23 protein-coding genes are annotated in these 26346 nt (G+C 48.4%); 12 read left to right on the forward strand and 11 right to left on the reverse strand.

Annotated elements, in window-relative coordinates:
- Nucleotides 1-21: 21 nt before the first annotated feature.
- The 9 genes from EKG38_RS07905 to hisG all read right to left on the reverse strand — a co-directional run bounded on the left by EKG38_RS07905 (nucleotide 22) and on the right by hisG (nucleotide 8439).
- Complete coding sequence (locus EKG38_RS07905; protein WP_126519726.1) at nucleotides 22-834, reverse strand: substrate-binding periplasmic protein; 813 nt, start codon at nucleotides 832-834, stop codon at nucleotides 22-24.
- Nucleotides 835-1067: 233 nt separating this feature from the next.
- Nucleotides 1068-1697, reverse strand: a complete 630-nt coding sequence (gene hisIE, locus EKG38_RS07910; protein ID WP_126519727.1) for a bifunctional phosphoribosyl-AMP cyclohydrolase/phosphoribosyl-ATP diphosphatase HisIE — start codon at nucleotides 1695-1697, stop codon at nucleotides 1068-1070.
- A gap of 65 nt (nucleotides 1698-1762) precedes the next feature.
- The gene (hisF, locus tag EKG38_RS07915; protein ID WP_126519728.1) at nucleotides 1763-2536 is read right to left on the reverse strand and encodes an imidazole glycerol phosphate synthase subunit HisF; all 774 of its coding nucleotides are present in this window, start codon (nucleotides 2534-2536) and stop codon (nucleotides 1763-1765) included.
- Nucleotides 2537-2606: 70 nt separating this feature from the next.
- A complete protein-coding gene (gene hisA / locus EKG38_RS07920) occupies nucleotides 2607-3347 on the reverse strand; it encodes a 1-(5-phosphoribosyl)-5-[(5-phosphoribosylamino)methylideneamino]imidazole-4-carboxamide isomerase (RefSeq protein WP_126519729.1) in 741 nt (246 codons plus the stop codon).
- Nucleotides 3344-4000, reverse strand: coding sequence for an imidazole glycerol phosphate synthase subunit HisH (gene hisH / locus EKG38_RS07925; protein ID WP_126519730.1), 657 nt, complete (start codon nucleotides 3998-4000; stop codon nucleotides 3344-3346). The genes hisA and hisH overlap by 4 nt, the downstream gene beginning before the upstream one ends.
- A complete protein-coding gene (gene hisB, locus EKG38_RS07930) occupies nucleotides 3997-5064 on the reverse strand; it encodes a bifunctional histidinol-phosphatase/imidazoleglycerol-phosphate dehydratase HisB (RefSeq protein WP_126519731.1) in 1068 nt (355 codons plus the stop codon). Before hisB ends, hisH begins: the two co-directional genes overlap by 4 nt.
- Nucleotides 5065-5131: 67 nt before the next feature.
- Nucleotides 5132-6214 (reverse strand): histidinol-phosphate transaminase, encoded by a 1083-nt coding sequence (gene hisC / locus EKG38_RS07935; RefSeq protein WP_126519732.1) that lies wholly within the window; start codon nucleotides 6212-6214, stop codon nucleotides 5132-5134.
- A gap of 1 nt (nucleotide 6215) precedes the next feature.
- Nucleotides 6216-7535: a histidinol dehydrogenase gene (gene hisD, locus EKG38_RS07940; RefSeq protein ID WP_126519733.1), complete on the reverse strand. Its 1320-nt coding sequence runs from the start codon at nucleotides 7533-7535 to the stop codon at nucleotides 6216-6218.
- 4 nt (nucleotides 7536-7539) lie between these two features.
- Nucleotides 7540-8439 (reverse strand): ATP phosphoribosyltransferase, encoded by a 900-nt coding sequence (hisG, locus tag EKG38_RS07945; protein WP_012142881.1) that lies wholly within the window; start codon nucleotides 8437-8439, stop codon nucleotides 7540-7542.
- Between the two features lie 910 nt (nucleotides 8440-9349).
- On the opposite strand from hisG, the gene yoaA reads away from it, so the two are divergent.
- From yoaA to EKG38_RS07960, 3 genes are read left to right on the forward strand one after another with little or no spacing between them, the layout of a single operon-like run.
- Nucleotides 9350-11305, forward strand: coding sequence for a DNA repair helicase YoaA (yoaA, locus tag EKG38_RS07950; protein ID WP_126519734.1), 1956 nt, complete (start codon nucleotides 9350-9352; stop codon nucleotides 11303-11305).
- 19 nt (nucleotides 11306-11324) lie between these two features.
- Nucleotides 11325-12206: an NAD-dependent epimerase/dehydratase family protein gene (locus EKG38_RS07955; RefSeq protein WP_126519735.1), complete on the forward strand. Its 882-nt coding sequence runs from the start codon at nucleotides 11325-11327 to the stop codon at nucleotides 12204-12206.
- Between the two features lie 40 nt (nucleotides 12207-12246).
- A complete protein-coding gene (locus EKG38_RS07960) occupies nucleotides 12247-12720 on the forward strand; it encodes a nucleotidyltransferase (RefSeq protein WP_126519736.1) in 474 nt (157 codons plus the stop codon).
- A gap of 750 nt (nucleotides 12721-13470) precedes the next feature.
- Here the strand turns inward: EKG38_RS07960 and EKG38_RS07965 are convergent.
- Together EKG38_RS07965 and EKG38_RS07970 are read right to left on the reverse strand one after the other, a co-directional pair.
- Complete coding sequence (locus EKG38_RS07965) at nucleotides 13471-15489, reverse strand: IPT/TIG domain-containing protein (RefSeq protein WP_126519737.1); 2019 nt, start codon at nucleotides 15487-15489, stop codon at nucleotides 13471-13473.
- A gap of 283 nt (nucleotides 15490-15772) precedes the next feature.
- On the reverse strand, nucleotides 15773-17074 hold the full coding sequence (locus tag EKG38_RS07970; RefSeq protein ID WP_126519738.1) for an NAD(P)/FAD-dependent oxidoreductase: 1302 nt from the start codon (nucleotides 17072-17074) through the stop codon (nucleotides 15773-15775).
- 361 nt (nucleotides 17075-17435) lie between these two features.
- On the opposite strand from EKG38_RS07970, the gene EKG38_RS07975 reads away from it, so the two are divergent.
- The 9 genes from EKG38_RS07975 to EKG38_RS08015 all read left to right on the forward strand — a co-directional run bounded on the left by EKG38_RS07975 (nucleotide 17436) and on the right by EKG38_RS08015 (nucleotide 26325).
- On the forward strand, nucleotides 17436-18803 hold the full coding sequence (locus EKG38_RS07975; RefSeq protein WP_126519739.1) for a glutamine synthetase family protein: 1368 nt from the start codon (nucleotides 17436-17438) through the stop codon (nucleotides 18801-18803).
- 53 nt (nucleotides 18804-18856) lie between these two features.
- Nucleotides 18857-20347 (forward strand): aldehyde dehydrogenase family protein, encoded by a 1491-nt coding sequence (locus EKG38_RS07980; RefSeq protein ID WP_126519740.1) that lies wholly within the window; start codon nucleotides 18857-18859, stop codon nucleotides 20345-20347.
- 98 nt (nucleotides 20348-20445) lie between these two features.
- Nucleotides 20446-21612 carry an iron-containing alcohol dehydrogenase gene (locus tag EKG38_RS07985; RefSeq protein WP_126519741.1) on the forward strand — a complete coding sequence of 389 codons (1167 nt, stop codon included), beginning with the start codon at nucleotides 20446-20448 and terminating at the stop codon, nucleotides 21610-21612.
- Nucleotides 21613-21643: 31 nt separating this feature from the next.
- Nucleotides 21644-22342 carry a glutamine amidotransferase-related protein gene (locus EKG38_RS07990; RefSeq protein WP_126519742.1) on the forward strand — a complete coding sequence of 233 codons (699 nt, stop codon included), beginning with the start codon at nucleotides 21644-21646 and terminating at the stop codon, nucleotides 22340-22342.
- 212 nt (nucleotides 22343-22554) lie between these two features.
- Nucleotides 22555-23274, forward strand: a complete 720-nt coding sequence (tsaB, locus tag EKG38_RS07995) for a tRNA (adenosine(37)-N6)-threonylcarbamoyltransferase complex dimerization subunit type 1 TsaB (protein ID WP_126519743.1) — start codon at nucleotides 22555-22557, stop codon at nucleotides 23272-23274.
- 138 nt (nucleotides 23275-23412) lie between these two features.
- Complete coding sequence (locus EKG38_RS08000) at nucleotides 23413-23781, forward strand: hypothetical protein (protein WP_246033116.1); 369 nt, start codon at nucleotides 23413-23415, stop codon at nucleotides 23779-23781.
- Nucleotides 23774-24484, forward strand: a complete 711-nt coding sequence (locus EKG38_RS08005; RefSeq protein WP_126519846.1) for a M50 family metallopeptidase — start codon at nucleotides 23774-23776, stop codon at nucleotides 24482-24484. The genes EKG38_RS08000 and EKG38_RS08005 overlap by 8 nt, the downstream gene beginning before the upstream one ends.
- Before the next feature lie 92 nt (nucleotides 24485-24576).
- Nucleotides 24577-25407 (forward strand): class I SAM-dependent methyltransferase, encoded by an 831-nt coding sequence (locus tag EKG38_RS08010; protein ID WP_126519744.1) that lies wholly within the window; start codon nucleotides 24577-24579, stop codon nucleotides 25405-25407.
- A 21-nt stretch (nucleotides 25408-25428) separates the two neighbouring features.
- On the forward strand, nucleotides 25429-26325 hold the full coding sequence (locus EKG38_RS08015; RefSeq protein WP_012142864.1) for an alpha/beta fold hydrolase: 897 nt from the start codon (nucleotides 25429-25431) through the stop codon (nucleotides 26323-26325).
- Nucleotides 26326-26346 lie beyond the last annotated feature (21 nt).

Below are 26346 nucleotides of genomic sequence, written 5' to 3' on the forward strand. Positions count from 1 at the left end.
CTCCCGTGACTAATATCGTGCTTACTCGCCCAAGTATGAGTGGATGATCTCATCGATTCTATGACTCTGTTTCAGTTTTAACACTTGCTGATCCACTTGTTCGATAAGTTTTTCAGGCACAGCATCGCTGAACGAGAGGTATATTGGATAGGGGGCGATAACCTTAGCGAAGTCGACTAAGGTAAACTCGTTGCGATTTAACCCTGCACTGTTGATGGTATAGAGGGCGCGGGTTTTCATGGCGACAAAGCCTATGCCGCGGCCGGTTTCTACCGCCTTGAGCGCGTTTTCGTGGCTGTTAACCTCAACCTTGAATATCAGGCCTGCCTTGATGTATCTGTCGAGTCCCGGGTAGGAAAACCCCTTGAGAGTAATGATGGTTTTACCAAACAGATCGTCGACTCGGTTTACGGTGAATGCCGAATCATCTTTCGTGACAAGCACATGAGAGACATCGAACAATTTATTTTTCGACAGGCGTTTGTTTTGTGCCTCTTCGCCGTGAATCGTTTGCCAGGCCGGTGAGCCATAGCTTATCCATCTGGGTGTGTGTTGTGGATCCATCATCAAGATATATCGCTTAAACGGGTAGGCGAGTGTGGTGACCTCTACTTCGCTCTCTTTGAGGGATGCATATACGATGTCACTGATGATCCCCTGGTGTACCGGTTCAGTATGATTAACTTTTTGACTAACGATCTGGAAGGGCTCGGCTTGATTCGATATGACAAGGTAGGTGAGCTCATCGGCTTGGGTTTGATTGCTTGATAGCGGGGATAGTATGAGGAGTGCGAAAAGCGTAAGCAGCAAAGGCCAGATTGTTTTAAGGGACATGATAAGCCAATTCCTTTTACGGCTGTGTTACTGCTTTTGTTTCAGCTTTGACTTAATGCCGTTACGTAACGCGTTTACAACTTTTTCATAAGTCATTTTATACTCCTTTTTTATTATTTTGCAGGTGGTTTATTAAAACTTTACGGTTTTATTTCAATGAAGGATATAAAAAGAGCACCCGAGGTGCTCTTACTGCGTTGAAAATCGCCTCATTGAATATTCGCCCTTCAGGCTTAGTTCAGGCTCGCCTTGTTATGACGTTTAAGTAAGTTTCCGGTGATATCTGCCAATTCTAAATCCTGATCTTCGAGCAATACCAATAGGTGATAGATGAGATCGGATGCTTCATCTATCAGCTCAGGTTTATCATTCGTCGCCGCGGCTAAGGCCGTTTCCAACCCCTCTTCACCGACTTTTTGTGCGATGCGTTTAGTGCCGCGTTCAAAAAGATGAGCGGTGTAACTCGACTCAGGATCTTCTCCTTTTCGCGAGGCGATTAAGTGTGACAGGTTATCGATAAAGGTATGAGCATTACCGTCCGGCCAGCAACTCTCTGTCTGCAGGTGGCAGGTCGGGCCATTGGGTATAACCTGTACCAAGAGGCTGTCGTTGTCACAGTCTTTATCGATGGCGATAAGCTCGAGGGTATTTCCCGAGGTTTCGCCTTTGGTCCACAACCGCTGCTTGCTTCGGCTGAAGAAGGTCACGCTTTTCGTCTCTATAGTTTTAGCCAGAGCGGACTTGTCCATGTAGCCCAGCATAAGGACTTTTCCCGTGAGGTGGTTCTGTACCACGGCAGGGATCAATCCCGCTTGTTTTTCCCAGTCGAGCTGGCTTGATAATTGTTCTGCGGTCACTGTCATGTCAGGTTTCCTGTTACTTCTCTCTATATCAATATCATAATACAGAGAAGAGCCGATAATTTGGGTTAGCGCCTGATGGCGATATTATTTTCAAATAGGTAGTTTTTAAGCTCGCCGATGTCGATGATGCCCTTATGAAAGACACTGGCAGCGAGCGCCGCATCGACCCTGGCCACTTCGAATACTTCTTTGAAGTGCGCCATGGTGCCCGCACCACCAGAGGCGATAAGGGGCACATCACAGATCTCACGAACCATGGACAGTTGCTTGAGATCGTAGCCCTGGCGCACACCATCTTGATTCATGACGTTGAGGACTATCTCACCGCAGCCGCGTTTTTGAACCTCCTGCACCCAGTCCTGGGTGAACCATTGGGTGTCTTTGGTGGCAGATTCATCGCCGGTAAACTGTTTCACCTTATAGCTGTTGCTGTCTGAGTCGAAGTAGGAGTCGATACCGATGACGATACACTGGCGGCCAAACTCATCTTGCAGACGTTCAATTAGGCTGGGATCGGTCAACGCTGGTGAGTTAATCGATATCTTATCTGCACCGAAGGCCAGTTTCTCTCGTGCCTGGGCGATGGTTTTTATGCCTCCGGCGACGCAGAAGGGGATATCGATACGCTCTGCAACCCGGCTTACCCAGGATTTGTCGATCACCCGGTCATGGGCACTGGCGGTAATATCATAAAACACCAGCTCATCGGCACCCTCTTCGGCGTACCTTGCGGCTAACGGCACGATATCACCGACAATTTCATGGTTACGAAACTGCACACCCTTGACAACTTTGCCCTCTTTAACGTCCAGACAGGGAACGATGCGCTTAGCTAGCATTTAGCTTCTCCCGAAGAGGTGTGTTCGTTGTCACTGTTATTATCATTGATCGAAACATTCGAGCATGGCGTTATTGTGGATTTGGCCAACATTGGATCGCCTCCCGGACGGTAAAGTTTTCGATTAAGAGTGCTTTACCTATGATAATGCCATCGGCGCCGCTTTCTTTGACCGCCGCCACATCATCGAGTGTGGCAATGCCGCCTGAGGCTTGCCAGTTGATATCCGGATAGGTTGCCGCTATCTCACTATACAAGTCGGTATTGGCGCCTTTCAGCGTGCCGTCGCGGCTGATATCGGTCACTAACGCGTGTTTAAGACCATAAGGTTTAAAGGCGTCGACGAGAGACTCTAAGCTCTTGCCACCACCGGACTGCCAGCCAGATACCGCAACAATTTTCTCGCCCTGCTCGTTGATATTCACATCTAATGCCAGACAGATGGCATCGGCGCCGTACTTTTTAAACCAGCTCTGTACCAGGGCGGTCTCTTTTACGGCCAGAGACCCGATAACCACACGCTTCACCCCGATCTCCAGCAGCTCGGCGAGCTGGGCTTCTGTGCGAATACCACCACCCACCTGAATATTGGCATCCAGGCCGGAAACCAGCCCGGCAATTAAGCGGGTTTGACGGGCATTGGGATCTTTAGCGCCGGTGAGATCGACAATATGAAGCCAGTTGGCCCCTTGTGTCTCATAGGATTTGAGTTGAGACAGGGGAGAGAGGTCGAAGGTAGTCTTCTGAGCGTAATCGCCCTGATACAGACGTACTACCTGACCCTCGATGAGATCGATTGCTGGAATTATCATGACTTCGGCTCCTGAATTGCAGCGTTAAGGCTGGCTTTGTCTAACGCTAAGAAGTTGCTTAATATTTTTGACCCGATAGCCGCGCTTTTTTCCGGGTGAAACTGTACGCCCATAAAGTTATCTTTGGCGATGGCGGCGCTGAACGTTTCACCATATTCACATTTTGCTATGGTGTAGTCGCTCAGCGGTACCCGGTAGCTATGAACAAAGTAGAGATAGCTGCCTGCCGGGATGCCCGAAAATAACGGGTGCGCTGATGGGGTGATCTGATTCCAGCCCATGTGGGGCAGGGGTTGTCCCTGACTGTCGAGCTCCTCAACATCGGTTGGGATAAGGCCCAGACATTCACAGTCGACCTCTCGCCCGCCATGCTCTTTCGATACCTGAGTCATCATCTGCATCCCTAAACAGACGCCCAGCACAGGTTGGGTTAATCCCTGAATTAACTCGACGAGCTTTTTGTCTTTCAACGAGGCCATCGCCGCACCTGCGGTACCTACGCCGGGTAGTACCACCCGGGTTGCGGCTTTAATCAGAGCATGATCGTCACTGACGATGACATCGTTGCAAATGCGCTCGAAGGCATAGCGCACAGAGCTTAGATTCGCGCAGCCCGTGTCTATGATAACGGTCGAATTGTCTGCTTGGTTCATAAGACACCTTTACTCGAGGGGAGCAGATCACCCTCAACCTTAACGGCCTGACGCAGGGTGCGGCCTAAGACTTTATAGAGGCTTTCGACCTTGTGGTGATCGTTATCGCCCAAGGTTTTGAGGTGCAGGGTGCAGCGCAGGCCGTCGGCGAAGGAGCGGAAGAAGTGGGGCACCATTTCGGTGGCCATCTCTCCGACCATCTCACGCTCGAACTCGCCATCAAACTTGATGAAGGGGCGACCCGACAGGTCGAGCAGACACTCGGCGCTTGCTTCATCCATGGGAATGCTGAAGCCAAATCGTGCGATACCGCGTTTTTCGCCAAGGGCCGCTCTGAGCGCTTCGCCAATTGCCAGCGCCGTATCTTCGACGCTGTGATGATCGTCTATCTCGAGATCGCCATCGACCTTGACGTCCATCTTGAAGTTACCGTGAGTCGAGATTTGATCCAGCATGTGGTCGAAGAAGCCTATGCCGGTGACTATCTTGCCTTTCTCTTGTGAGTCGAGATCTATGGTGACTTGAATGTCGGTCTCTTTGGTTGTTCTTACCACGGTTGCGATGCGGTTGCGGTTGAGTAGCGTATCGGCAATGGTATTCCAGTTGAGTGTCTCACGGTCATATTGCAGGCCCTGAATGCCCATGGCATCGGCGAGTCCCATGTCCGTTTCGCGATCGCCAATCACGGCAGATTGAGTGAAGTCGACCTTGCCGAGCGTCAGGTAATCTTTGATCAGCCCGAGTTTTGGTTTGCGGCAACTGCAGTTCTCATCGTTAAAGTGCGGGCAGATAAGCACGTCATCGAAGATAATGCCCTGACTGCTTAGGATCTGCATCATCATATCCTGAGGGGCATCGAAGTCATCCTTAGGAAACGAGGGCGTGCCTAAACCATCTTGGTTACTCACCATGACCAGACGATAACCGGCATTTTGCAATTTCAACAAGGCGGGGATCACTGTGGGTTCGAAAACCAGCTTAGCCAGGCTATCCACCTGCTTGTCGGTGACAGGCTCTTCGATGATGGTGCCATCACGGTCGATAAATAATATTTTCTGCTTCATGAACTCTCTACCTTCAATTTGGTTAAATGCTTTTTTCTTGTCATTTAAATAGCTATTGCGACCGTTATTACGACAATTGTTCGATGAGATAGTCGGTCTCTTCTTTGTTGCTAAAGCTGAAACGAATGCTGTTACTCAGGCGTGGATCTGAATAGGTTCTCGCGACTACGCCGGCCTTAGTCAGCTTGGCGGCCGCTTCTTGGGGGTCATCAAATTCCGCCAGCACAAAATTGCCGTTTGCCGGTAATACCTTAGCCCCGAAATCACACAAGGCATCGCTTAAGCGGGCACCATTAGCCTTCATATCGGCGACCTGTTCACGCATGACCTTGATCCCGTCATCGCTAAGCGCCGCGCACGCCAGTTCAGATACCGGCAGGGGAACCGGATAGGGGGCGATAACGCGCATCACCATCTCGCAGATCTGCGGGTTAGCCAGCATAAAACCGCAGCGGGCACCGGCGAGTGCAAAAGCCTTGGACAGGGTACGAAGCACCACTAAGTTATCATACTTTTCAATAAGATCGGCGACGCTATAGTCGGGACAAAACTCGATGTAGGCCTCATCGGCGACCACCAACCTGTCTGGCAGACTGGTAATCACAGTTTCTATGCTGGCCCTGTCTATCACCGTGCCTGTGGGGTTGTTAGGGTTGCAGATAAATACCAGTTTTGCATCGCCGACCTGAGCCTCTATCTCTGTGGGCAGTTGGTAGTTATCGGTCAGACTCAGTGCATTGACGCCGACATTAAAGGTTTTGGCACTGATGGCATACATGCCATAGGTGGGGCCAAAGCAGGCGATGGAATCGACACCCGGGACACAGAAGGTGCGAATGAGTAGCTCAATCGCCTCATCGGCGCCGCGCCCTGTGATTATGCTGTCCGTAGCCACTCCCGAGTAACGGCTATAGACCGAGATAAGCTCGGGTGGCTGGCACTCAGGGTAGCGGTTGAGTTTGTCGAGTCGGCTGTTATTAAAGGGCGACTCGTTGGCATTGATCCAGATATCGCCGCGTCCGCCAATGCGTCTGGCCGACTGGTAGGGCTGAAGCTCGAGCAGCTCAGGTCTGGCTAAACGCTGGGCCAGATTTAATTGAGCCGGATTTAATTGAGCCGGATTTATTTGGCTGGAAGTATTCACTGTCATCTCAAACTCCTTTAGCTTCAAAGGCTACATCTGACTGCAGGCTGGCAATGCGAATGGCGACCGCGTTTTTGTGAGCATCGAGCTGCTCGGCCGCGGCGAGGGTCATAACGGTTTGGCTGAGTCCTATTAATCCCTCGGCGCTAAGCTCCTGCACGGTAAAACGTCGGCTAAAATCGGCCAGAGACAAACTGGACACTGCGCGGCTATAACCATAGGTCGGCAGCACGTGGTTAGTGCCACTGGCGTAATCACCCACCGACTCAGGTGTATAAGCCCCTAAGAAGACAGAGCCTGCGGCGCGGATCTGCTTCAGAACTTCACGGGGATTTTGGGTTTGTATAATAAGGTGCTCTGGCCCATAGAGGTTTGATACCTGAGCGGCCTGCTCCATATTATCGACCAGTAGCGTGCGACTGGACTCCAGGGCTACCTGCGCAATATCGATTCTGGGCAGGAGTTCCAGCTGACGAGCGAGTGCCAGATTCACCTCATCTGCAAGTTTCGCACAGTCTGTGACCAACATGACCTGCGAATCCGGGCCGTGTTCGGCCTGAGACAGGAGATCGGCCGCAATAAACTCGGCATTGGCATCGCTATCGGCAATCAATAGCACTTCAGATGGGCCAGCAGGCATATCTATGCTCACCACGCAGCGACTGTCTTGAGAGACGATACGCTTGGCCTCGGTGACGTAACGGTTTCCGGGACCAAAAATCTTATCGACGGCGGGAACCGATTCGGTACCGAAGGCGAGTGCGGCAATGGCCTGCGCGCCGCCGACCTGAAATATCTCTGTGATACCACAGGCGTTAGCGGCATAGACGATGGCGTCGTTTATAGGAGGCGGACTGACCAGCACTCTTTGCTCACAACCGGCAATCTTGGCTGGCAAGGCTAACATGAGTACGGTGGAGATCAGCGGTGCACTGCCACCGGGAATGTATAAACCGACTTTTTCGATAGGCTCTGAGCGAAGTTCACAGCGGATCCCTTTTTGAGTATCGACGCTCACAGGCTCAAATTTCTGCGCCTGGTGAAAGGTGTCGATATTATCTATTGCCTGAGCCACGGCGAATTTTATCTCCTCATCGACTCGGGCACAGGCGGCATCGATATCATCCTCAGACAGCTTCAACTTTTCGATAATGACGCCATCAAACTTGCGGCTGTAATCTATAAGTGCCGCATCTTTGCTTATCTGTACTTCATTGACGATCGCGAGTACATCTTGCTCCAGATTCGCGTCACCAACCAGAGGTGAGCGAGAGAGTGCCGCCTTACGGTCGGTGTCGGTTAATGATGCCCAATTGAGGATCTGCATTGTACTACCCCATCATCTTTTCGATTGGCATAACGAGTATGGAGCTTGCCCCTAATTTGGTCAGCTCTTCCATGGTGTCCCAAAACAGGTCCTCGGTGCTGACGGCGTGGATAGCCACACGGTTGGTATCGTCGTTGAGAGGCAGCACAGTTGGGTTTTCGGCACCGGGAAGTAGGGCGACAATCTGCTCTAATGTTTCTGTCGGGGCGTGTAGCAAGATGTACTTACTCTCTTTTGCGCGCACCACACCATTGATTCGAGAGAGGATTTTATCAATCAGCGCCTGTTTAGCCGGTTCTTGAGGCTGTGATGATTGGATAATGCAGGCTTTGGATTGATAGATGACCTCTGTTTCATATAAGCCATTGGCTTCCAGCGTTGCCCCGGTCGACACTAAGTCACAAATAGCATCTGAAAGTCCTGCACGCGGGGCGACCTCAACCGAGCCCTTGAGCATACAGTCGTTGTAGGTGATCCCTTTTCTCTGCATGTAACGGCGAAGCAGGTTAGGGTAAGAGGTGGCGATTCGCAATCCCTCCAGCGATGCAGCATCTTCATAATTGAATTCGTTCGGGACGGCGAGAGAGAGGCGACAAGCACCGAAATCGAGTTCACGTAGCTTGATACAGGTAGAGGGCTTATCGAGTCTTTCGCGTTCTATCTGCTCCTCTTCGAGCACGTTCTCTCCGATGATCCCCATATCGACAACACCGTCCATGACCAGACCTGGAATATCGTCGTCACGTACCCGAAGCAGGTCGATAGGCATGTTGTCAGAGTGGGCTATAAGGCGTTGTTCGTTGACGGTAAATTTAACGCCACAGCTTTTTAGCAGCTTCATGGATTCGATTGATAGGCGACCCGATTTTTGAATGGCGATGCGTAATCTTTTTGATTCTGGCATTTTTCTATTTCCTGTAAGTTGATTCAATATCTGTTTAATTTTTTAATCTAAAACGTAAAAACCCCCGGAATTCCTTCCAGGGGTTCTTGATATTCTTGAATCAACCGCCGGAAGGAAATAGTCCTTCGGCAGTGAGCTTCCGAAGGCTACCGCATATGGTGATGATGATGGATAGTGTTCGAAAGCTGTATCATGTTCATCTCTCTTATCGTAAAAAATCTAATATCAGAAAAAATAAGCCTGTTGGCTAATATCTAAAAAATAAGCTTGTTCGCTAAGCTCTGTATTTAAACTAATCATTTTCTGAATCGATTGCAACCTCTTATTTTGCCCTATGAATATTCTTCATCTATAAGATATATCGTCAGGTTATCTTCGCTTTACTATTGGCAGTGTTCACATGGCAGAACAATGGGCTGCCTATTGAATTGAACCCCTTATCGGTTCCAAAACGCTATACTCCAGTGAATTAGGAGTGCTTGATGAGTGTTTGTTGAATTCTTTGTTGTTTATTTTGAGTTGGTTACGTATATATTCTGCATTTTTCGTAATTATAAGCTAACTGCATGTTAACGCTGTCGCCTCTCCGCTCGGTCTGACCGTATCAGAACTCTGCATCCTATCGTTTTGTTTGGCAGATAATCATATTTGGTGATCTTTCTTATTTTCGCCGGGTTAGGCGAGAGGCATAAGACAATTAAAAAGAAAACAGATCATCATCTGCGGCCTTAAGCAGAGCGTTTATAGCCAGTCACCTTTCGAGTTTATGTTATAGCGTCGCGTTGAATTTAGGTCGGTACAAATCCAAGAGCTTGGGACATAGCTTGCATAGGGATTTCACTTGTAGAACCAGAATAAACAGGGATAATACCGACTCAATCATCATATTAACCTCCAAAAATTCTAATAAGTGAACGCCTTGACTAACACAACAACCACAACGACCAGCAGACTGACAAAAGAGATCGCACTGGCGTTTGGAAGCGATGGCATGCTTGCCCGCCATATTCAAGGCTATAGCGCACGTGATGTGCAGGTTCAGATGGCCGAGGCCGTTTGTGATGCTATCGTCAACAAGAGCGATCTGGTTGTTGAAGCGGGCACAGGTGTCGGCAAAACCTTTGCGTACCTTATTCCCGCGTTGCTCAGTGGCAAGCAGGTGATTATCAGTACCGGCAGTAAAAATCTGCAAGAGCAGCTGTTTTATAAAGACCTGCCCAGTTTACTCTCCATGTTGGAGATCTCCCCTAAGGTCGCACTATTAAAAGGGCGGAATAACTACCTGTGTCAGGACCTGATGGAAAAGCAGCTTAATGGTTGTGATTCATTGGATCCTAAGGTGTTAGACGACCTGCTGCGCATTAACCAATGGGCGGGGCAGACCAGCGATGGTGATCTTGGCGGGTTAACTTCGATCTCTGAAAACGCCGATGTATTGCCGCTTATTGCCAGCAGCCGCGAAAAGTGTACCGGGAAAAGGTGCGATCACTATGAGGTGTGCTTTACCCGCAAAGCGAGAAGTCGCGCCATGGATGCCAAGATTATCGTGGTCAACCATCACCTGTTTTTTGCCGATAGGATCCTGAAAGAGACGGGGTTTGCCGAGCTGCTACCCGACTCTGATGTGGTGGTATTCGATGAGGCGCACTTGCTCAGTGATATTGCAGTGACCTATTTCGGTCAACAAACCTCCACCCGGAGTCTGACCGAACTGCTTAACTCCATTATCGAAATATATCGCAGGGAGCTGAGAGACTCACCGCAGATAGAGGCCTTAACCTCTCGCTGCATCAGTCAGTTAAATGATTGGCATCAACAAATGTTCGACCGCGATGGTTCTGATTGGCGTCAATTGATGGGTGACAAGGACCTGGCCGCCTGTTCATGGGGACTATTAAAAGAACTTCAGTCACTCGAGAGCCTGTTGCAATCTCATGTGGGACGCAGTGAAGATCTGGATGATGGCCTGGAAAAACTCAACGGATTTACCAATAAGTTAGCCCTGTTTTTTCAATGTGAAAACAATCAAGCTGCCTACAGTGTCGAGTATGGTCACCGTTATCTGACGTTACGTATCGCGCCAATCAATGTCGCTCGAGAGTGCGAGAAGCTGTTTGATGCCCAAACCAGCTGGGTGTTTACCTCTGCAACCTTGCAGATAAACCGAGATCTGACCCTGTTTACCAAGGGTCTTGGGGTAACTAAAGCCAGAGAGTTGATCTTAGACAGTCCCTTCGATTACCCAAATAATGCGCTTCTATGTGTGCCAAGGCATCTGTCGAAGGTGAGCAATCAGGAAGCTGCGGTCAGAGAGTTAGTCGATATTGCTTCTCAGGCTATTAATGCCGCTCAGGGACGTACCTTCATCCTGTTTACCAGTCATCGTATGATGAATGCCTGCGCAAGGGTGCTTCAAAGCCGGGTTGCCTATCCCTTGTTAGTGCAAGGTCAGGGTAGCAAACAGAGTCTGCTCAAAAAGTTTCGTCAACTGGGTAATGCCGTGTTACTCGGAACCGGTGCATTCTGGGAGGGGGTCGATGTGCGGGGTAAACTCTTGAGCTGCGTGATCATCGATAAACTGCCTTTTGTGTCACCCGATGATACGCTGTATAAGGCCAGAGCCGACAGTATCTCCCGTGAGGGAAAAGATCCTTTCTCGGCGATTTCATTGCCCCAGGCGGTGATCTCACTCAATCAGGGCGTAGGTCGATTGATACGTGATGAGAAAGACAAAGGTGTATTAATACTCTGTGATAACCGCATCGTTAACCGTCCATACGGTCAGGCTTTCCTGAACTCATTGGCGCCCATGGCAAGAACCCGGGACATGGGCAAGGTAGTTAATTTCTTGAAGCAGATAAAATAGTCACATAGGGAAAGAGGCCTTGAAGGTTTTAGTTACAGGAAGCGCAGGCAGAGTCGGGCGCGCCATCTATATCAAGCTGATGCAGCAACACCATGTGGTTGGCATCGACACTGCGCCGTGTTCAACGGTCGATTATGTAGGCGATATCCGTGATATGGCCCTACTCGGCAAAGCGTTAGATGGGGTCGATGTTATTGTCCATGTGGCTGCGCTACATGCTCCCCACGTCGGATTAGTGCCGGATAGCGAATTTGAATCTATCAACGTTAACGCGACTGAGTTGCTGGCGTTAGAGGGGCTGAAACACGGGATCAAGCATTTCATCTTTACCAGCACCACTGCGCTCTATGGACATGCTTCAACGCCTGCTGGCAGAGCCGGATGGGTCAATGAACAGGTTAAGCCTCAGCCTAAAACGGTCTACCACAGATCTAAGATAGCGGCGGAGCAGTTACTGGAGAATATCGCTAATCTGTTTAACTTGCCGGTGACGGTACTGCAGATGTCCCGATGTTTCCCCGAGCCAGCCGATCTGATGGCCGTTTATCGGTTAACCCGTGGCATCGACTTTCGTGATGTCGCCAGTGCCCATGCTTGCGCAATAGACAAGCGCCTGCCTGGTTTCAGACGCTATATTATTTCCGGCCAGACTCCATTTATTCGATCTTCTTGTGAACGCCTCTATCTCAATGCCGCCGGGGTGATTAGGGAGTCAGCTCCAACTCTTGCTCAGGAGTTTATAGGTCGTGGGTGGCGCTTACCCAAATCTCTCGATAGGATTTATGACTCGAGTCTTGCGCAGCGAGAGCTTGGCTGGCTGCCGAAATATGGTTTTGAGGCCGTGCTGAATATGCTCGATAGTGAACTGTCAGAGGTACTTCCTGTAAACCGCATCCGTTAGCACTATCTGTGCAATTAAATAATATTGGATATAAGAAAAAATGAGTTACGAAAACGCCTTTCATTGGATTATCGATTTTCTTGAGCAGGAGTCTGTTCCCTATATGATCATGGGCGGACTCGCGGCATATGCATACGGCTCCGATAGAGAGCTTTACGATGTCGATCTCTACCTTCCTCAGTCGGCATTAAAAAGAGTCACCGATTTTGGTGAGCAATTTAAGACCTTTGGCCCTGCCAGATACCGAGATGAATTCTGGGATATTGAGGGAACACAATTTATTATAAGTGGTGTAAAAGTTGAAATCACCACCGATGATAACTGCCGATTCTTTAGTGAGAAAGACTCTATGTGGATTGAGCTGGAGATCGACTTTGATTCTACAGTCACCAAAAATATTTTTGGTCGTGAAGTCGAAGTGATGAAGCTTGAAGATTTGTTAAGCTATAAAAAGCAATTAGCCCGGGATGTCGATCTGGATGATGTCAGCAGGCTGGAGGAGGTTATCCGATAATGAATAAATTACACTCAGATGACCACTGCTGTTTCTCGGTTTAATATAACCTGACAATAATTTGCTGGGAGAACGTCCATCAAAAAGTACCTAAAAATCCGAATGGCCTATAACTGAATGTCTTATGGCCGATTTATTACTTAAACATCTGGGTGTTCCCATATATGGAAACACCCAGATGTTTAAGTATTGGAAAAATGCCTGAATTCATGATCCTAAGTGTATCTAGTAACTTAATGGTAATCGTTATTAACATGGTATTCGAACCGCCCACACCCTAGGGGAAGCCTAATGAACAATTTAGACATGGCTTAGAGAACCGCCGGAAGAGGATGCACAGCTAGCTGTCAGGGGGGCGTGTTAGTTGAGCAAGATTAGTGTCGTTGCTTAATCGTCTGATGATATGTAATACAGAATTGAACTCGCGATACATAATAAACCGATAATCGCCAAAATCAGTCCGAGATCTATGTGCTCCATGCTATCCCTTAACGGTCCTTGTTAATGATGCTGAAAGTATAGCTGTGACAGTAACTTAATGGTAACGACAATTACCAAGGTATAAAGTTGAACTGGCCCCAGCAGTTTTTTAATGGGGCTGTTCATAACCAAAATTGAAGTGTCTATAAAAATCGGAGGGGCGGGGAGATCAACTGTTCCATAATTATTTATGTAGTTTGCAAGATATGAAGTCCGCTATATCGACTTCATATCTATGTGAATACGGCAGGCACTTAATTTTATATTCGGTTATCTACCGTTAAGGCGAGAACTTATTTTGTCAATCTTCTGCTCCAGAGCGTCAAAGCGTCTGTGCATGATTTTCGCCAGATCATTACTTTGTAAGCCGACTGCAACATTGATCATTTTGACTCCAGAATCATCGCTGGCTGTCCAGGCTCGGCCGACAATTTGCTCAATATCGTCCAATTCTATATTGTCAGCATTAACCGCCCGTCCTATGCCGTTATTCAGTCCGGAGGCTAGGATATAATCGCCGACTTTGACTACGCCATGTACTGCAGTATAGAGCTGCCCCAAAAAGCCAACCATTACGTAATTGTCTTGTACGTCCTGTGACGGCATATTGCCCAGCACAGCAGGGGCACGCGAAATCACCAATAGATGATCGGCACCTTCGGTGCGTAAACTGACTCTGCCGCCAGTCACACCGACAATAGTTCCCCAGCGTAATTGCACATTGGTATCTTCGAGCTCAAGCCATTCTGCGTAATCGGCCCCCTTGGTCGCATAACTGATGCCACCGCTACCATTACGCTCTATATGTTTCGCAAGTTTCATTCCGGCAACGGCGATATCGAAAGGACTGTTGGCGGCAAAATCCAGCAGGCCATTATCATAACCCCAGTTAAGATAGTCATTAATAACCCTCCCTTTAAAAAAGCAAGCTAACGCGTCATCTTTATCGAGAATATTGCAGATCGAGATTGAGGGGGGAGTGATATCATATGGAACACTAATACCAAAACTATCGATATCGATATTTGGTACAGGACTGGGTAAATCAATGAAAAAACCCGGGAAGCTAGTCACGGATTTAAATTTCAACCCCGTATCAACTTTAATCAAACCGCCTGTTATAAGCTCTGTAGGTGATTTAAACAAGGAGTTGACAGAAGGTGGCAAGGTGTAATCCTGATCTGCGGTAAAACCGCGAATTTCACCTGCAACATTGTTATTCTTGTCAAAAAAAGTGACAAATTTGTTCTTACCGCTGACGGGGTCATCGTGAGCCAGCTTGATGGCGACGCCATCAGCGCCACTACTGGAATTAGGGGAATCATTTTCAAACAGAGCAATATATTGTCCTCTTTGCTCGCTGTCGGCTTGATATTGACTGGTTGATTTAACATGTAACGCCGCTTGTGGGGATAAAGTACCTATACCCAGTTTATTGCCGCTGATGGTGCCTGAAACTTTCACAGTAGGAGTTTCCAGTCCCTTGGTTAGATTAGCTGGTAGATTAAATGTGACGGCCGATGAGGTAACTTTTATATCATCATTGTGAATGTTTACATCACCATTGCTGGCGTTAACAGTGATAGCAGCATTCTGAATATCGACATTACCATCGACGTCGATGGCGATAACATCTTCAATGGTGCCATTACGGGAATCTAGGCTATATTCTGGATCGATCACTATGGTGTAGTCACCCCTGTGTTTGGCTTTTTCACCTGTACTCACTGTCAAAATATAGGAGCCTTCAAGCTCAGCAATGTCTGCTGGTAGCGAGGCCACTAAGGCCTTGTCATCGTAACTGACCAATGCCAGCGCCGTAGTCGCAAGTTCTAATGTGGGTTGATCGCCATTTTCAAAGTTACGCCCGCTCAAGGTGATGGTATCTTGTACCAGATCGATGGAGGCGCTGTAAATTTCCAGTTGGGTGCTGTAATACACGGCCTTGATGGTCAAGACGTAACTGGCAACATCTTTGGTAGATGGGCCAGTTTTTACCTTGAGGGTGTAATCGCCATCTTGTATATCGGCGGTGAGTTCTGCCAAAATCTGGGAATCAGAATGGCTTATCAGTGTCAGTTCTTGTTCTGCTAGGAAAACCTTTGGATTGCCCTTGGTAGTAAAGTTTACGCCTGAAATGCCTATCTCTTCTTTGTCATAGTTTACCGCGATACTTTTGATTGCCAGTTCATTTTTCGCACTGGCGTTGGCAAAAGATACGCTCGACATGAAGATGAGAAGTGTGAGGAGAAACGATAGTGGATAATATGTTGATTTAAATCTAGACATTCTTTGTACTCCATTACATTTAAAGTTGGCTGAACAAAAAATAGACGATTCTTTTGCGTTGTCAATTTAATTACGAACTAAAAACTGACTATTTTAGGGGAGGGTTATATTAGAGCCTAAGTACTTACAGATAAGAATAAGTGACGCTTCTTTTGTGTGGAGGGTAATCGATCAATTCCAACTTAACGATAACAGTCATTATCGTTAAGTCGTTTAAAACTAGAGACAACAATGTACACATAAAGGAAAGGGTTGTGTTAATCCACAGGCCCCACCATTTCAATCAATGCAGCTTCATTCTTGGCCGTACCACGCGCATAACCTTCTCCGCAAACCATAAACCTATGGTCTTAAGTGTTCCGTGTATCGCTCTTTGGTGCATGCGATAGAGCGAGATATACACGAGCCTGGCGATTTTCCCCTCTACAAACATGCTGTTTTTTGTCAGGTTGCCCATCAGGCTGCCAACTGTGCTGAACTTGGATAGGTTAACCAAGGATCCGTAGTCGACATAGGTATAAGCTTCACGAGGTTCGCCATTGAGTTCATGGATAAGGTTTTTCTCTACACATTCAGCCATCTGATGCGCCGACTGCGCTCTGGGCGGGACAAAGCTGCCGTCGGCTTGTTTGCAGGCGCAGCAATCGCCGATGACGTAGATAGCTTCGTCTATGGTACTGATTAAACTTGGCTTAACCAGTATCTGATTCGCCCTGTTTAATTCAAAAAGGTCGATGGCTTTGATGAAGTCAGGGGCTTTCACACCTGCGGCCCATAACATCAGGTTTGCCGCGATTACGTCGCCATCGGCGGTGACAAATCCCTCTGATGTGGCCTCACTGATCCGGGTATTCTCCATCACATTGACGCCTAGCTTACGAAGTTCCCGCCTGGCAGAGCTTGCAATGCGATCGGGCAGGGCGGGAAGGATGCGAGGACCGGCTTCAATCAGGTGTATGTTAAGTTTCTCGGCGGTCATCTTGCTTAGACCATAGATTTTGAGCATCTCGGTGACATGATACAGCTCTGCAGATAGCTCAACGCCGGTTGCGCCGCCTCCCACGATGGCGATATTAAGCTTATTGTTAGAGTCTGATTGATGAACCCGGGTAAAGCGGTCTAATAATGCATTATGGAATCGATTAGCTTGCTGGTGGGAGTCGAGAAAATAGCAGTGGTCTTTAACACCGGGAGTATTGAAATCATTACTGACACTCCCAATTGCGATCACTAACTTGTCATACTCGATGTGACGCTCAGGCAGTAAGATGTAACCGGCATCATCGACAATCGGTGCCATGGTTAATTGCTTAACATCGGCATCTAACCCGCAAAAGGTCCCTAATTGGAATTGATAACTATGTTTGGCTGCATGGGCAGAATAAACGACCCCATCGAGATCTGAGTCCAGAGAGCCCGTTGCGACCTCATGAAGCAGAGGTTTCCAGATATGGGTACGATTCTTGTCGATTAATAGGATCTGGGCTTTCTCTTTCTTTCCGAGTTTGTGCCCTAATTGAGTGGCAAGCTCCAAGCCTCCGGCTCCACCGCCGACAATCACTATAACTGGCTTTGTCGTACTCATCGTTATCTCCCTAAATTAACAGCAACTTATATTGGAGTAAGTGTTCAATAAATGCACTAGTCAATAATCCCGTTTTTTATTTGATGTCCAGTTTATCCCTCTGTCTCGTTGTCGGTGGGATTGTGCTTGTTAGTGCTAAGAAATAGTATGTCCAGCACTGGCGGGCTTGGAGAAGAGGGCTATCTTTAATGGGGTATATGGATACACAGAGTTAATAAGGTCAAGCTTTAAACTCTGATAAATGACCTACAGCTCTTTGATAAACAGACTATTCTTAATCTATGCACTTCCCAATCAAAAACTTAATCATATAGCGACACCGAAACTTGAACTCAGGTATGACAGATAAGGAAGCTCAATTATGGAAGCGAGACAGGTCAAGAGTATTCGTGACGCGATGGCCATTGTTGAAGAGCGTAAATTAACTCATGTTAAAGTTGGCCTGTTCGATATCGATGGTGTTATGCGCGGCAAATATATGTCCAAAGCGAAGTTTATCTCTTCGTTGGAGCGGGGTTTTGCCTTTTGTGATGTGGTGCTTGGCTGGGACATGAAAGACCAGCTCTATGATAACGCTAAATATACCGGCTGGCATACAGGTTATCCCGATGCGCCGGTGCGCATATTACCCCACACCTGCCGGGATGTCGTGGGCGAAGAGGGGATGCTGCTCTTTATCGCTGAATTTGCTAAGGAAGCAGAGTCACTGTGCCCGAGGGGGGTATTACGCAGAGTCATAGAGAAAGCCGAGAAGATGGGGTTTTCGGCTATGGCGGCGCTGGAGTATGAGTTCTTCCTTTTTAATGAAACCCCGCACTCCATTCGTGAAAAAAACTTTCGCAATTTAGAAACCGTAACCCCGGACTGGTTCGGTTACTCCATGATCCGCAACTCAGTTCATTCAGACCTCTATCAAGAGATATTGTCGATGGCGGAAACCATGGACTTTCCCATCGAAGGGATCCATTCAGAAACGGGTCCGGGAGTGATTGAGGCGGCCATCGCTGTCGATAACGTAGAGGCCGCCGCCGATAAAGGGGCACTGTTTAAAACCTTTATGAAAGTGCTGGCACAAAAACGAGGGCTGATGGCTACATTTATGGCCAAGTGGTCTGGTGATTATCCGGGGCAGAGCGGTCATATTCACCTGTCGCTACAAAATACAGATGGCTCTTCGGCGTTTTACGATCCCAGTCAGGCTCACAACATGAGTCAACTTCAACGGCACTTTCTGGCGGGTCAACAACAGTTAATGCCTGAGTTTCTCTGCATGATAGCGCCTACCATCAATAGTTATTCGCGTATGGTCCCGGGGTTTTGGGCGCCAACCGATGCGACCTGGGGGGTTGAGAATCGCACTACTGCTCTGCGTGTTATCCCGGGTTCCGCCAGTTCTCAACGGGTGGAATATCGTTTAGGCGCCGCAGACGCCAACCCCTATCTGGCTCTGGCAGCGGCTTTAGCTAGCGGTTTGTATGGCATTGAACATCAGTTAGAGCCCGGTGAACAGATTAAGGGAAACGCTTATGAGCAAACCCATGATGCATCGATAGCCTTACCTTCCACGTTATGGGACGCCACTCAGAGACTTAAACAATCGAGCGCCGCAGAGCGCTTGTTCGGCAAGTCGTTTGTAGAGCATTACGCCATCAGTCGTGAGTGGGAAGAGCGTGAGTTTAGAAAGCATGTGAGTGATTGGGAGATGGAACGTTACTTTGAAATTATTTAGTTTCGGTTGGCGTTTCTCGATAAAAATCAATTTCAGTCAGAGGTAGCTCGGCGATGAAAAAATCTCAGCAAGCCAAGAATCGAGCAGAGTCTCAAGCCCTGTCTCAGTCTAAGTCTCAAGTAAAGAGTAAGGGTAAGAGTAAAGGTGACAAACCCGCCGCCAATGAGCAGCAGACCGTTTCTCCAATCGATGGCAGTGTTTATGTGAGTCGCCAACTTGCCGGTAAAGAACGGGTTAATGCCTGTGTCGACAGGGCGGTGCAGGCAAAGTTGAGCTGGCAGGCAACGGCGCTCGATACCCGTAAAGTGATATGCCAAAGGGCGATCGATATTTTGTTGAGCCATAAAGAGGAGATTGGCCTCGAGCTTAGCTGGATGATTGGGCGACCCATACGCTATACCGGCGGAGAGTTACATGGGGTTGCCGAGCGCAGCGAATATATGATCAGCGTGAGTGATGAAGCGCTCACTACCCTGACCCTATTGGAAAAGCCCGGATTGACCCGATACATCAAACGAGAACCCCTGGGTGTGGTGTTGGTTATCGCCCCCTGGAACTATCCTTTCCTGACCGCCGTCAACGCCATCATTCCGGCATTATTAGCGGGTAATTGCGTTATCTTAAAGCATTCGGCTCAAACTCCTCTCTGCGCCGAGCGCTTCTACCAAGCCTTTGATGAAGCCGGGTTACCCGAAGGCGTATTTCAATTTTTGCACCTGAGTCACGAGAGCACCACCGAACTGATTGGCTGCAAAGAGATCAACTACGTGGCATTTACCGGCTCGGTGGAAGGGGGCATTAGGGTTGAGAAGGCTGCCTTGGGGCGGTTTATTGGGGTGGGCTTAGAGCTGGGGGGAAAAGATCCCGCCTATGTGCGCCAAGACGCCGATATCGAAAAAGCCGTAGAGACCATTATAGACGGGGCTTTTTTCAATTCGGGCCAGTCTTGCTGCGGCATTGAGCGGGTCTATGTTCATCGAAGTGTTTATGATGAATTTGTCGCTCAATCGGTGGCGTTAACACTGCAATATAAACTCGGCCGAGCAGATGATCCCGATGCGACTCTGGGGCCTATGGTTCGGACATCCGCGGCCGATTTTGTTCGCGCCCAAGTGAAGGAGGCGATAGCACAGGGGGCAGTCGCGCATATCGATGAATCTCTGTTTGAGATGAGTCAGGAGGGGACGGCCTTTCTGGCACCTCAGATATTGACTCAGGTTAATCACCTGATGAGGGTGATGACAGAGGAGTCATTCGGCCCCGTGATGGGGATCATGAAAGTCAGTGACGATCAAGAAGCCCTCGAGCTGATGAATGACAGCCCATTTGGCTTAACCGCCAGTATATTTACCAAAGATATTGAAACCGGGATCGCGTTAGGCGAGCTAATTGAAACCGGCACCTTTTTCCTCAATCGATGTGATTACCTTGACCCGGCTCTGGCCTGGACCGGCGTAAAACAGTCGGGACGAGGGTGCAGTTTGTCTCAACTTGGCTTTGACTATTTAACTCGGCCAAAATCATTTTATATCAAACATGACTAAGCCGTTTATTGTTTGAACGGCGCAAATTATACCCAAACGACCTCGAAATGCGGATTCAGCATGTCGAGAAATGGCTTGGGTATATCAGGGAGCGATAGATGGAACTATTTGCAAATTGGCACTACCCGACGGCCATTACCGTTGGTGATACCTGTATCTCACTGATAGGGGAGAAGTGTCTTAACTTATCGATGAGTAAAGTGATGGTGGTGACCGACCCCGGCCTGGCAGAGCTGGCATTGGTGACAGAGGTATTGTCCCATTGCAGAGAGGCGGGGCTAGTCACAGAGCTGTTTTGCGATATACAGGCTAACCCTACAGGCGATAATATCAGACAAGGGATCGAGGCGTTTAATGCCGGTGAATTCGACGGTATTATTGCTTTGGGAGGTGGTTCAAGTTTAGATGCGGGGAAGGCGATAGCTTTGATGGCTAAACAATCTATTTCGCTGTGGCAAGCTGAAGACGTAGATGATAACTGGAAGATAATCGATGTGGATAATATGGTGCCTGTGGTTGCCGTGCCGACCACTGCGGGGACCGGGGCCGAAGTTGGCCGGGCATCGGTGATCACCGATACCGATGGTGAATACCATGTAAAGCGCATCATATTTCACCCTAAGATGATCCCTGCCACCGTCTTACTCGATCCCGGCCTAACGATGAAGTTGTCGCCGCAGATGACAGCGGCTACCGGACTGGACGCGTTATCTCATAATCTTGAGGCATTTTGCGCGCCTTTTTATCATCCCATGGCCGAAGGGATTGCCATCGAGGCCATCAGGTTGATTAAAGCATACTTGCCTGTTGCGTTCGAAGATGGTGAAAACATCGAGGCGCGAACACAGATGCTGGTGGCATCCAGCATGGGAGCAACCAGTTTTCAGCGGGGGCTCGGGGGCATGCATGCGCTGGCACATTCCCTGGGAGCACTTTATAACACACATCACGGCCTGCTTAACGCGATATTGATGCCCTATGTATTAAAGAGAAATCGAGGTGAAATAGAGGAAAGGATCACCCGTCTGGCCAGATACCTTGAGCTCGACTATCCGGGATTTGACAGCTTTCTTGAATGGGTCTTGCTGTTCCGAGCCAGGCTGGATATCCCCCATTCACTCGATGAGATCGGCATCACGCTAGAAGATGTTTGTTTAGTCGGAGAGATGTCAGTAAAAGATGCGGCGGCGGGAGGAAACCCGGTAAGCCTGACGGCCAAGGACTATTCCGAGCTCTTTAGTGATGCGGTTCAGGGACGTTTGTGATGCCAGGAAACCGACTCATTCGGAGATCTTGATGATCATCGGGATTTTACAATGTGATGATGTCAGAGAATCGCTAAGAGATAGACACGGGAACTACCCCGAGATGTTTACTGCTCTGTTTGGGTCTGTCGATGCGCAAATAGGGTTTAAGGTGTATCGGGTGACCGAGGGGATTTATCCTGAGTCGATCGATGAATGTGATGCCTATATCACGACCGGAAGCCGATACAGCGTCAACGACGATGCACCATGGATAGCCGAGTTTCAAGCCTTTATCACTCAGCTATATCTTACAAAGACGAAGTTTATCGGGATCTGTTTTGGTCACCAGATGATGGCGAAAGCACTGGGAGGGGAAGTGGTGACCTCCCCGAAGGGGTGGGGGATCGGAGTCATGATAACGACGATTAAACATAGGCCCACTTGGATGGAGATGGATGCGCAGCAACTTGCATTAGTGGTGAGTCATAGAGACCAAGTCACAAAAATGCCGACAGGCTCAGTGCTTATCGCGGGTAGTGAATTTTGCCCCTGTTACATGATGCAGATTAACGATCATTTCTTAGGGATCCAGGGTCACCCGGAATTTAGTAAAAGTTATGCCAAAGATCTTATGATGGCAAGACGCGACACCATTCCCGCTCAGCGGATAAAGAGGGGTATTGAATCATTATCTGTAGTGGTCGACGATGAGTTGGTGAGCCGAATCTTGCTGAGTTTTATAAGATAAAGTGACTGTGTCGTTGGTTTTTTAATCGAAAACGACATTTTTGATAAGGTTTTACAATTTTGACACTTATTGATGCACAGTTTCTTAGGTATAATCATTATTCTCTATGTGTTTACACATTGAGAAGGTAACTTTAAAACTAGTGGTTTGTATGCCGCTATTTTCGGATCTTAAGGCTGTGTTAGTACAGGCCTATTTGCTTGTGGTATTAGATGACTGATAAACAGAAAAACATTGAAGAATTGACCGTGTTAGCGTTAGACACCTGCACCGAATCATGCTCTGCAGCCTTGATTTCAGGTGGTAAGATCTATTCTGAGCAGGTCGACGCGCCTCGTGAGCATAGCCAGCGAATTTTACCTATGGTCGATTCGGTGCTATCTCAGGCGAATATTCAACTTCAAAATGTTGATGTAATTGCATATGGGCGTGGTCCGGGAAGTTTTACCGGTATCAGAATTTGTACCAGCATGACTCAAGGCCTAGCATTAGGCCAAGATCTTCCGGTTATCGGGATCTCTTCACTGCAAACGATGGCTCAGGCCGTGTTTGATGACCAGGGCGGAGAACAGTTTATCGCCGCCATCGATGCCAGAATGGGAGAAGTGTACTGGGGACAGTTCACTGTCAAGGATGGTTTGGTTGAGCTCATCGATGCCGAGCTGGTCTGTTCACCCGATGATGTGCCACTGACCTTGGATGTCAGTCAACCTATTGTGGTTTGTGGTACCGGCTTTGACACTTATCCTAATCTATTGAACCTGTCAGAGAATATTTCACTGGCTGAAAATGTTAAGTTTCCGGATGCTAAGGCGATGTTGGCACTGGCCAAAGCCGGTTTTGAACTTGGGTTAAGTACCGCTGTTGACGACTTAGCTCCCGTGTATGTACGCGATACTGTCACCTGGAAAAAGCTACCCGGGCGAGAGTAATCTCCTCGATTGGGTCATTGGCAGCATGAGCAGGGCAGCCTGAGCTAGGTTGAATGGCCGGGTTTAATGACTTGATTCAATGACCCGTGTTTTCAGTGACCGCTAAATGATTAATTTGATGATAGAGGACGAAGAGTAATGCAGATTCAACCAAATCTTTTTGCACCGTCTACGGCGAACACCGCGGGAATCTCTTCATCGAATGTGAAGCGCTCACAGGTTGAACCGACTCATCAGGTTGAGCAATCTAAGAAAAGCCAGGGCATTGAGGTCAGTCAACAAGTTACCCTTGGACAGACGGATGACGAGAGCTCGCAGCAACATGCGCTGTCTGCGCCTCCTCAGAATCCAGCTCCTGAAGAGCTGGAGTCGCGTTTAGGGGCAAAACTGGAGTATGAGCAACAAACACAAGGCGGTGACGGTGCCGTCGCTCATTATCTGGAAAATCAGCATGCGGCTCAAAGAGAAGCGATTCAACAGATGGTCGGTATCGATACCTATGCTTGACTCGTCAGCTCAGGGCATCAACACGGGCAGAGGAAGTCAAACCGGAGCACCCGGTCGTGGCCGCTTCTTGATTGAGTTACTGATGGCGCTGGTGATCACCCGTCTGCCTTTTATCAATGTACCGTTTAAATGGCTCGAAAGTTATTTTCATGAACTCTCTCATGGTTTAGCGACGCTGTTGACTGGCGGCGTAGTCAGTCATATTCAACTATTTCCTAATGGCGCCGGATTATGTTTCAGTCAGGGTGGCTGGCCTGTCGTCATCGGTTTCAGCGGCTACTTCGGTGCTGCGTTATGGGGTTATCTGATCTTTATTCTGGCCACCTGGCCAAAGGGGATCCGGATGAGCTTCGCCTTGTTGGGATCAGCCGTTATTGTCACAACCTTGCTTTGGGGCAGGGATCTGCTGACTATCTCTATCCTCGCTTGTCTCGCTGTCTTGTTTCTATTGCCGCTCAAACTAAGCCGTAATCGCTTTTTAGGGAGTGGCCTGCGGGTGATGGCTTTAATGATCATGCTTAACGCACTCGCGAGCCCAACGGTCTTGTTAGGACTGAGTGGCAAAGGGGATGCGGCCATGTTAGCCACTCAAACCTGGATACCGGGTTGGATATGGGTCATGGCTTGGTTGGCAATCAGTGCGATGATGATTTTCCTTTGTTGGCGACGGGTCGATAGTGCGGCACAAAGTGCAGCAGTTTAAATATACATTTTGAATCAATCTGAACTTGGATTTTAAACAAGCAAGCTGTTAGGTTTAGTCTTTACTTTAATACCATACAGGGAAGCAAAAAAATGGATACAAAGACTCTAGCGTTAGGCTTCGTCGTCACGGCCGGTCTAACTTTTGGTGCCATGGCTCATGAACACAGTGATGATACTCAAAGCCTGACTAATGCGGTGAAGAGTGAGTTCAGACAAGCGAAAAATATTGAGCGAGATGGTTTTCGTCACCCGTTAGAGACGCTGTCATTTTTTGATATAAAAGCATCTGATACCGTGGTCGAACTCTGGCCGGGAGGGGGGTGGTACGCCGAGATCTTGGCTCCTTATCTGGCGCACAGCGGCAACTATATCGGAGGTAATTTCGATACTAATCCCGATGATGAGAAACTGCGCAATGGTTACCGGGCTAAGGCGGGGAAAAAGTTTGAGCACTGGTTAGCCGATAACAGGGCCCATCTGGGTAATGCCACGACGGTGACCTTCGATCCACCCGGTTATTATCAACTAGGTAATGATAACAGCGTCGATGTCGTGCTGACCTTCAGAAACCTGCACAATTGGGCGATGAAAGGTTACCTGGAGCCTGTGTTTGTATCCGCTTATAAAGTACTTAAGTATGGTGGTACCTTTGGGGTGGTTGAGCATAGAGCAAATCCGGGAATGGATGCAAAAACCGGTTATATGGATCAGACACAAGTGATCGCCTTAGCCGAAAAGGTGGGGTTTACCTTGGTTGAACAATCGGAGGTAAATGCCAACCCCAAAGATACCAAGGACTACCCTAAAGGTGTGTGGACACTTCCGCCGCGACTGGCGTTGGACTCTCTTGATAGAGAGAAGTATCTCGCTATTGGTGAGAGTGATCGCATGACACTAAAATTTATCAAAAAAACTCAATAAATAACTGACAACAGAGGCTATATGTGGCAATCTTGCGCCCCCGAAAATGAGGTCGAGTTTCAACTGCCTCATATCCGACTGTCAGGTCGCCGATGGGGGGCGCCCGATAAGCCATTAATACTTGCCCTCCATGGGTGGCTGGATAATGCCAATAGCTTTGCGCCTTTAGCCGAAGAGTTATCCTCTGATTATCAAATCTTAGCGATAGACTGGCCGGGCCATGGCGGATCGGAGCATAGACCCGGTTCATACCCGCTGCATTGGGTTGATTACCTCTATGATCTTGAGCTCTTGGTTGAAAGATTGTCGCAGCGTCAGGTACCAGCTGCCATTATTGGCCACTCTCTAGGGGGCATCGTTGCGTCAGCCTATACCGCAGCCTTTCCCGAAAGAGTGGATAAACTGGTGTTGATAGAAGCGATTAGCCCACTATTTGAGGCTGCATCGAAGAACAATCAACGGCTGCGACATAGCTTTATCAGTCATGCCCGTTTTTTGAAGAAACGGGATGATGATCCGGCAGTTTATGACTCTATCGAGGTTGCCGTGAAAGCCAGAATGCGGTTAACTGGGCTCGAAGAGAGATGGTGTCGCTTGCTGGTCGATAGAAATATGCAAAAACATGATATTGGGGTCAGTTGGCGCAGCGATCCAAGGTTAAAATTAGATTCACCCATCAGGCTGACATTCGAACAAGTCGATGCACTGATGAGTGGCCATAGTTCCAGTACCTTACTTATTACTGCGGACCGGGGTTATTCGGAGCTGAATACGCTTTTACCGAAAGCAAAATTGTGGTTTAAACACCTTACCTGTGTCGAGCTTGAAGGTGACCACCATTTACATATGGGAAATGCCGTTAACACGGCCCATGTTATCAGCGATTACTTAACATCAATTGTCACTAACACAGATTGAAAAAGAGACTAGGCTTTTTAC

The organism is Shewanella canadensis (assembly GCF_003966225.1).
Lineage (GTDB): Bacteria > Pseudomonadota > Gammaproteobacteria > Enterobacterales > Shewanellaceae > Shewanella > Shewanella canadensis.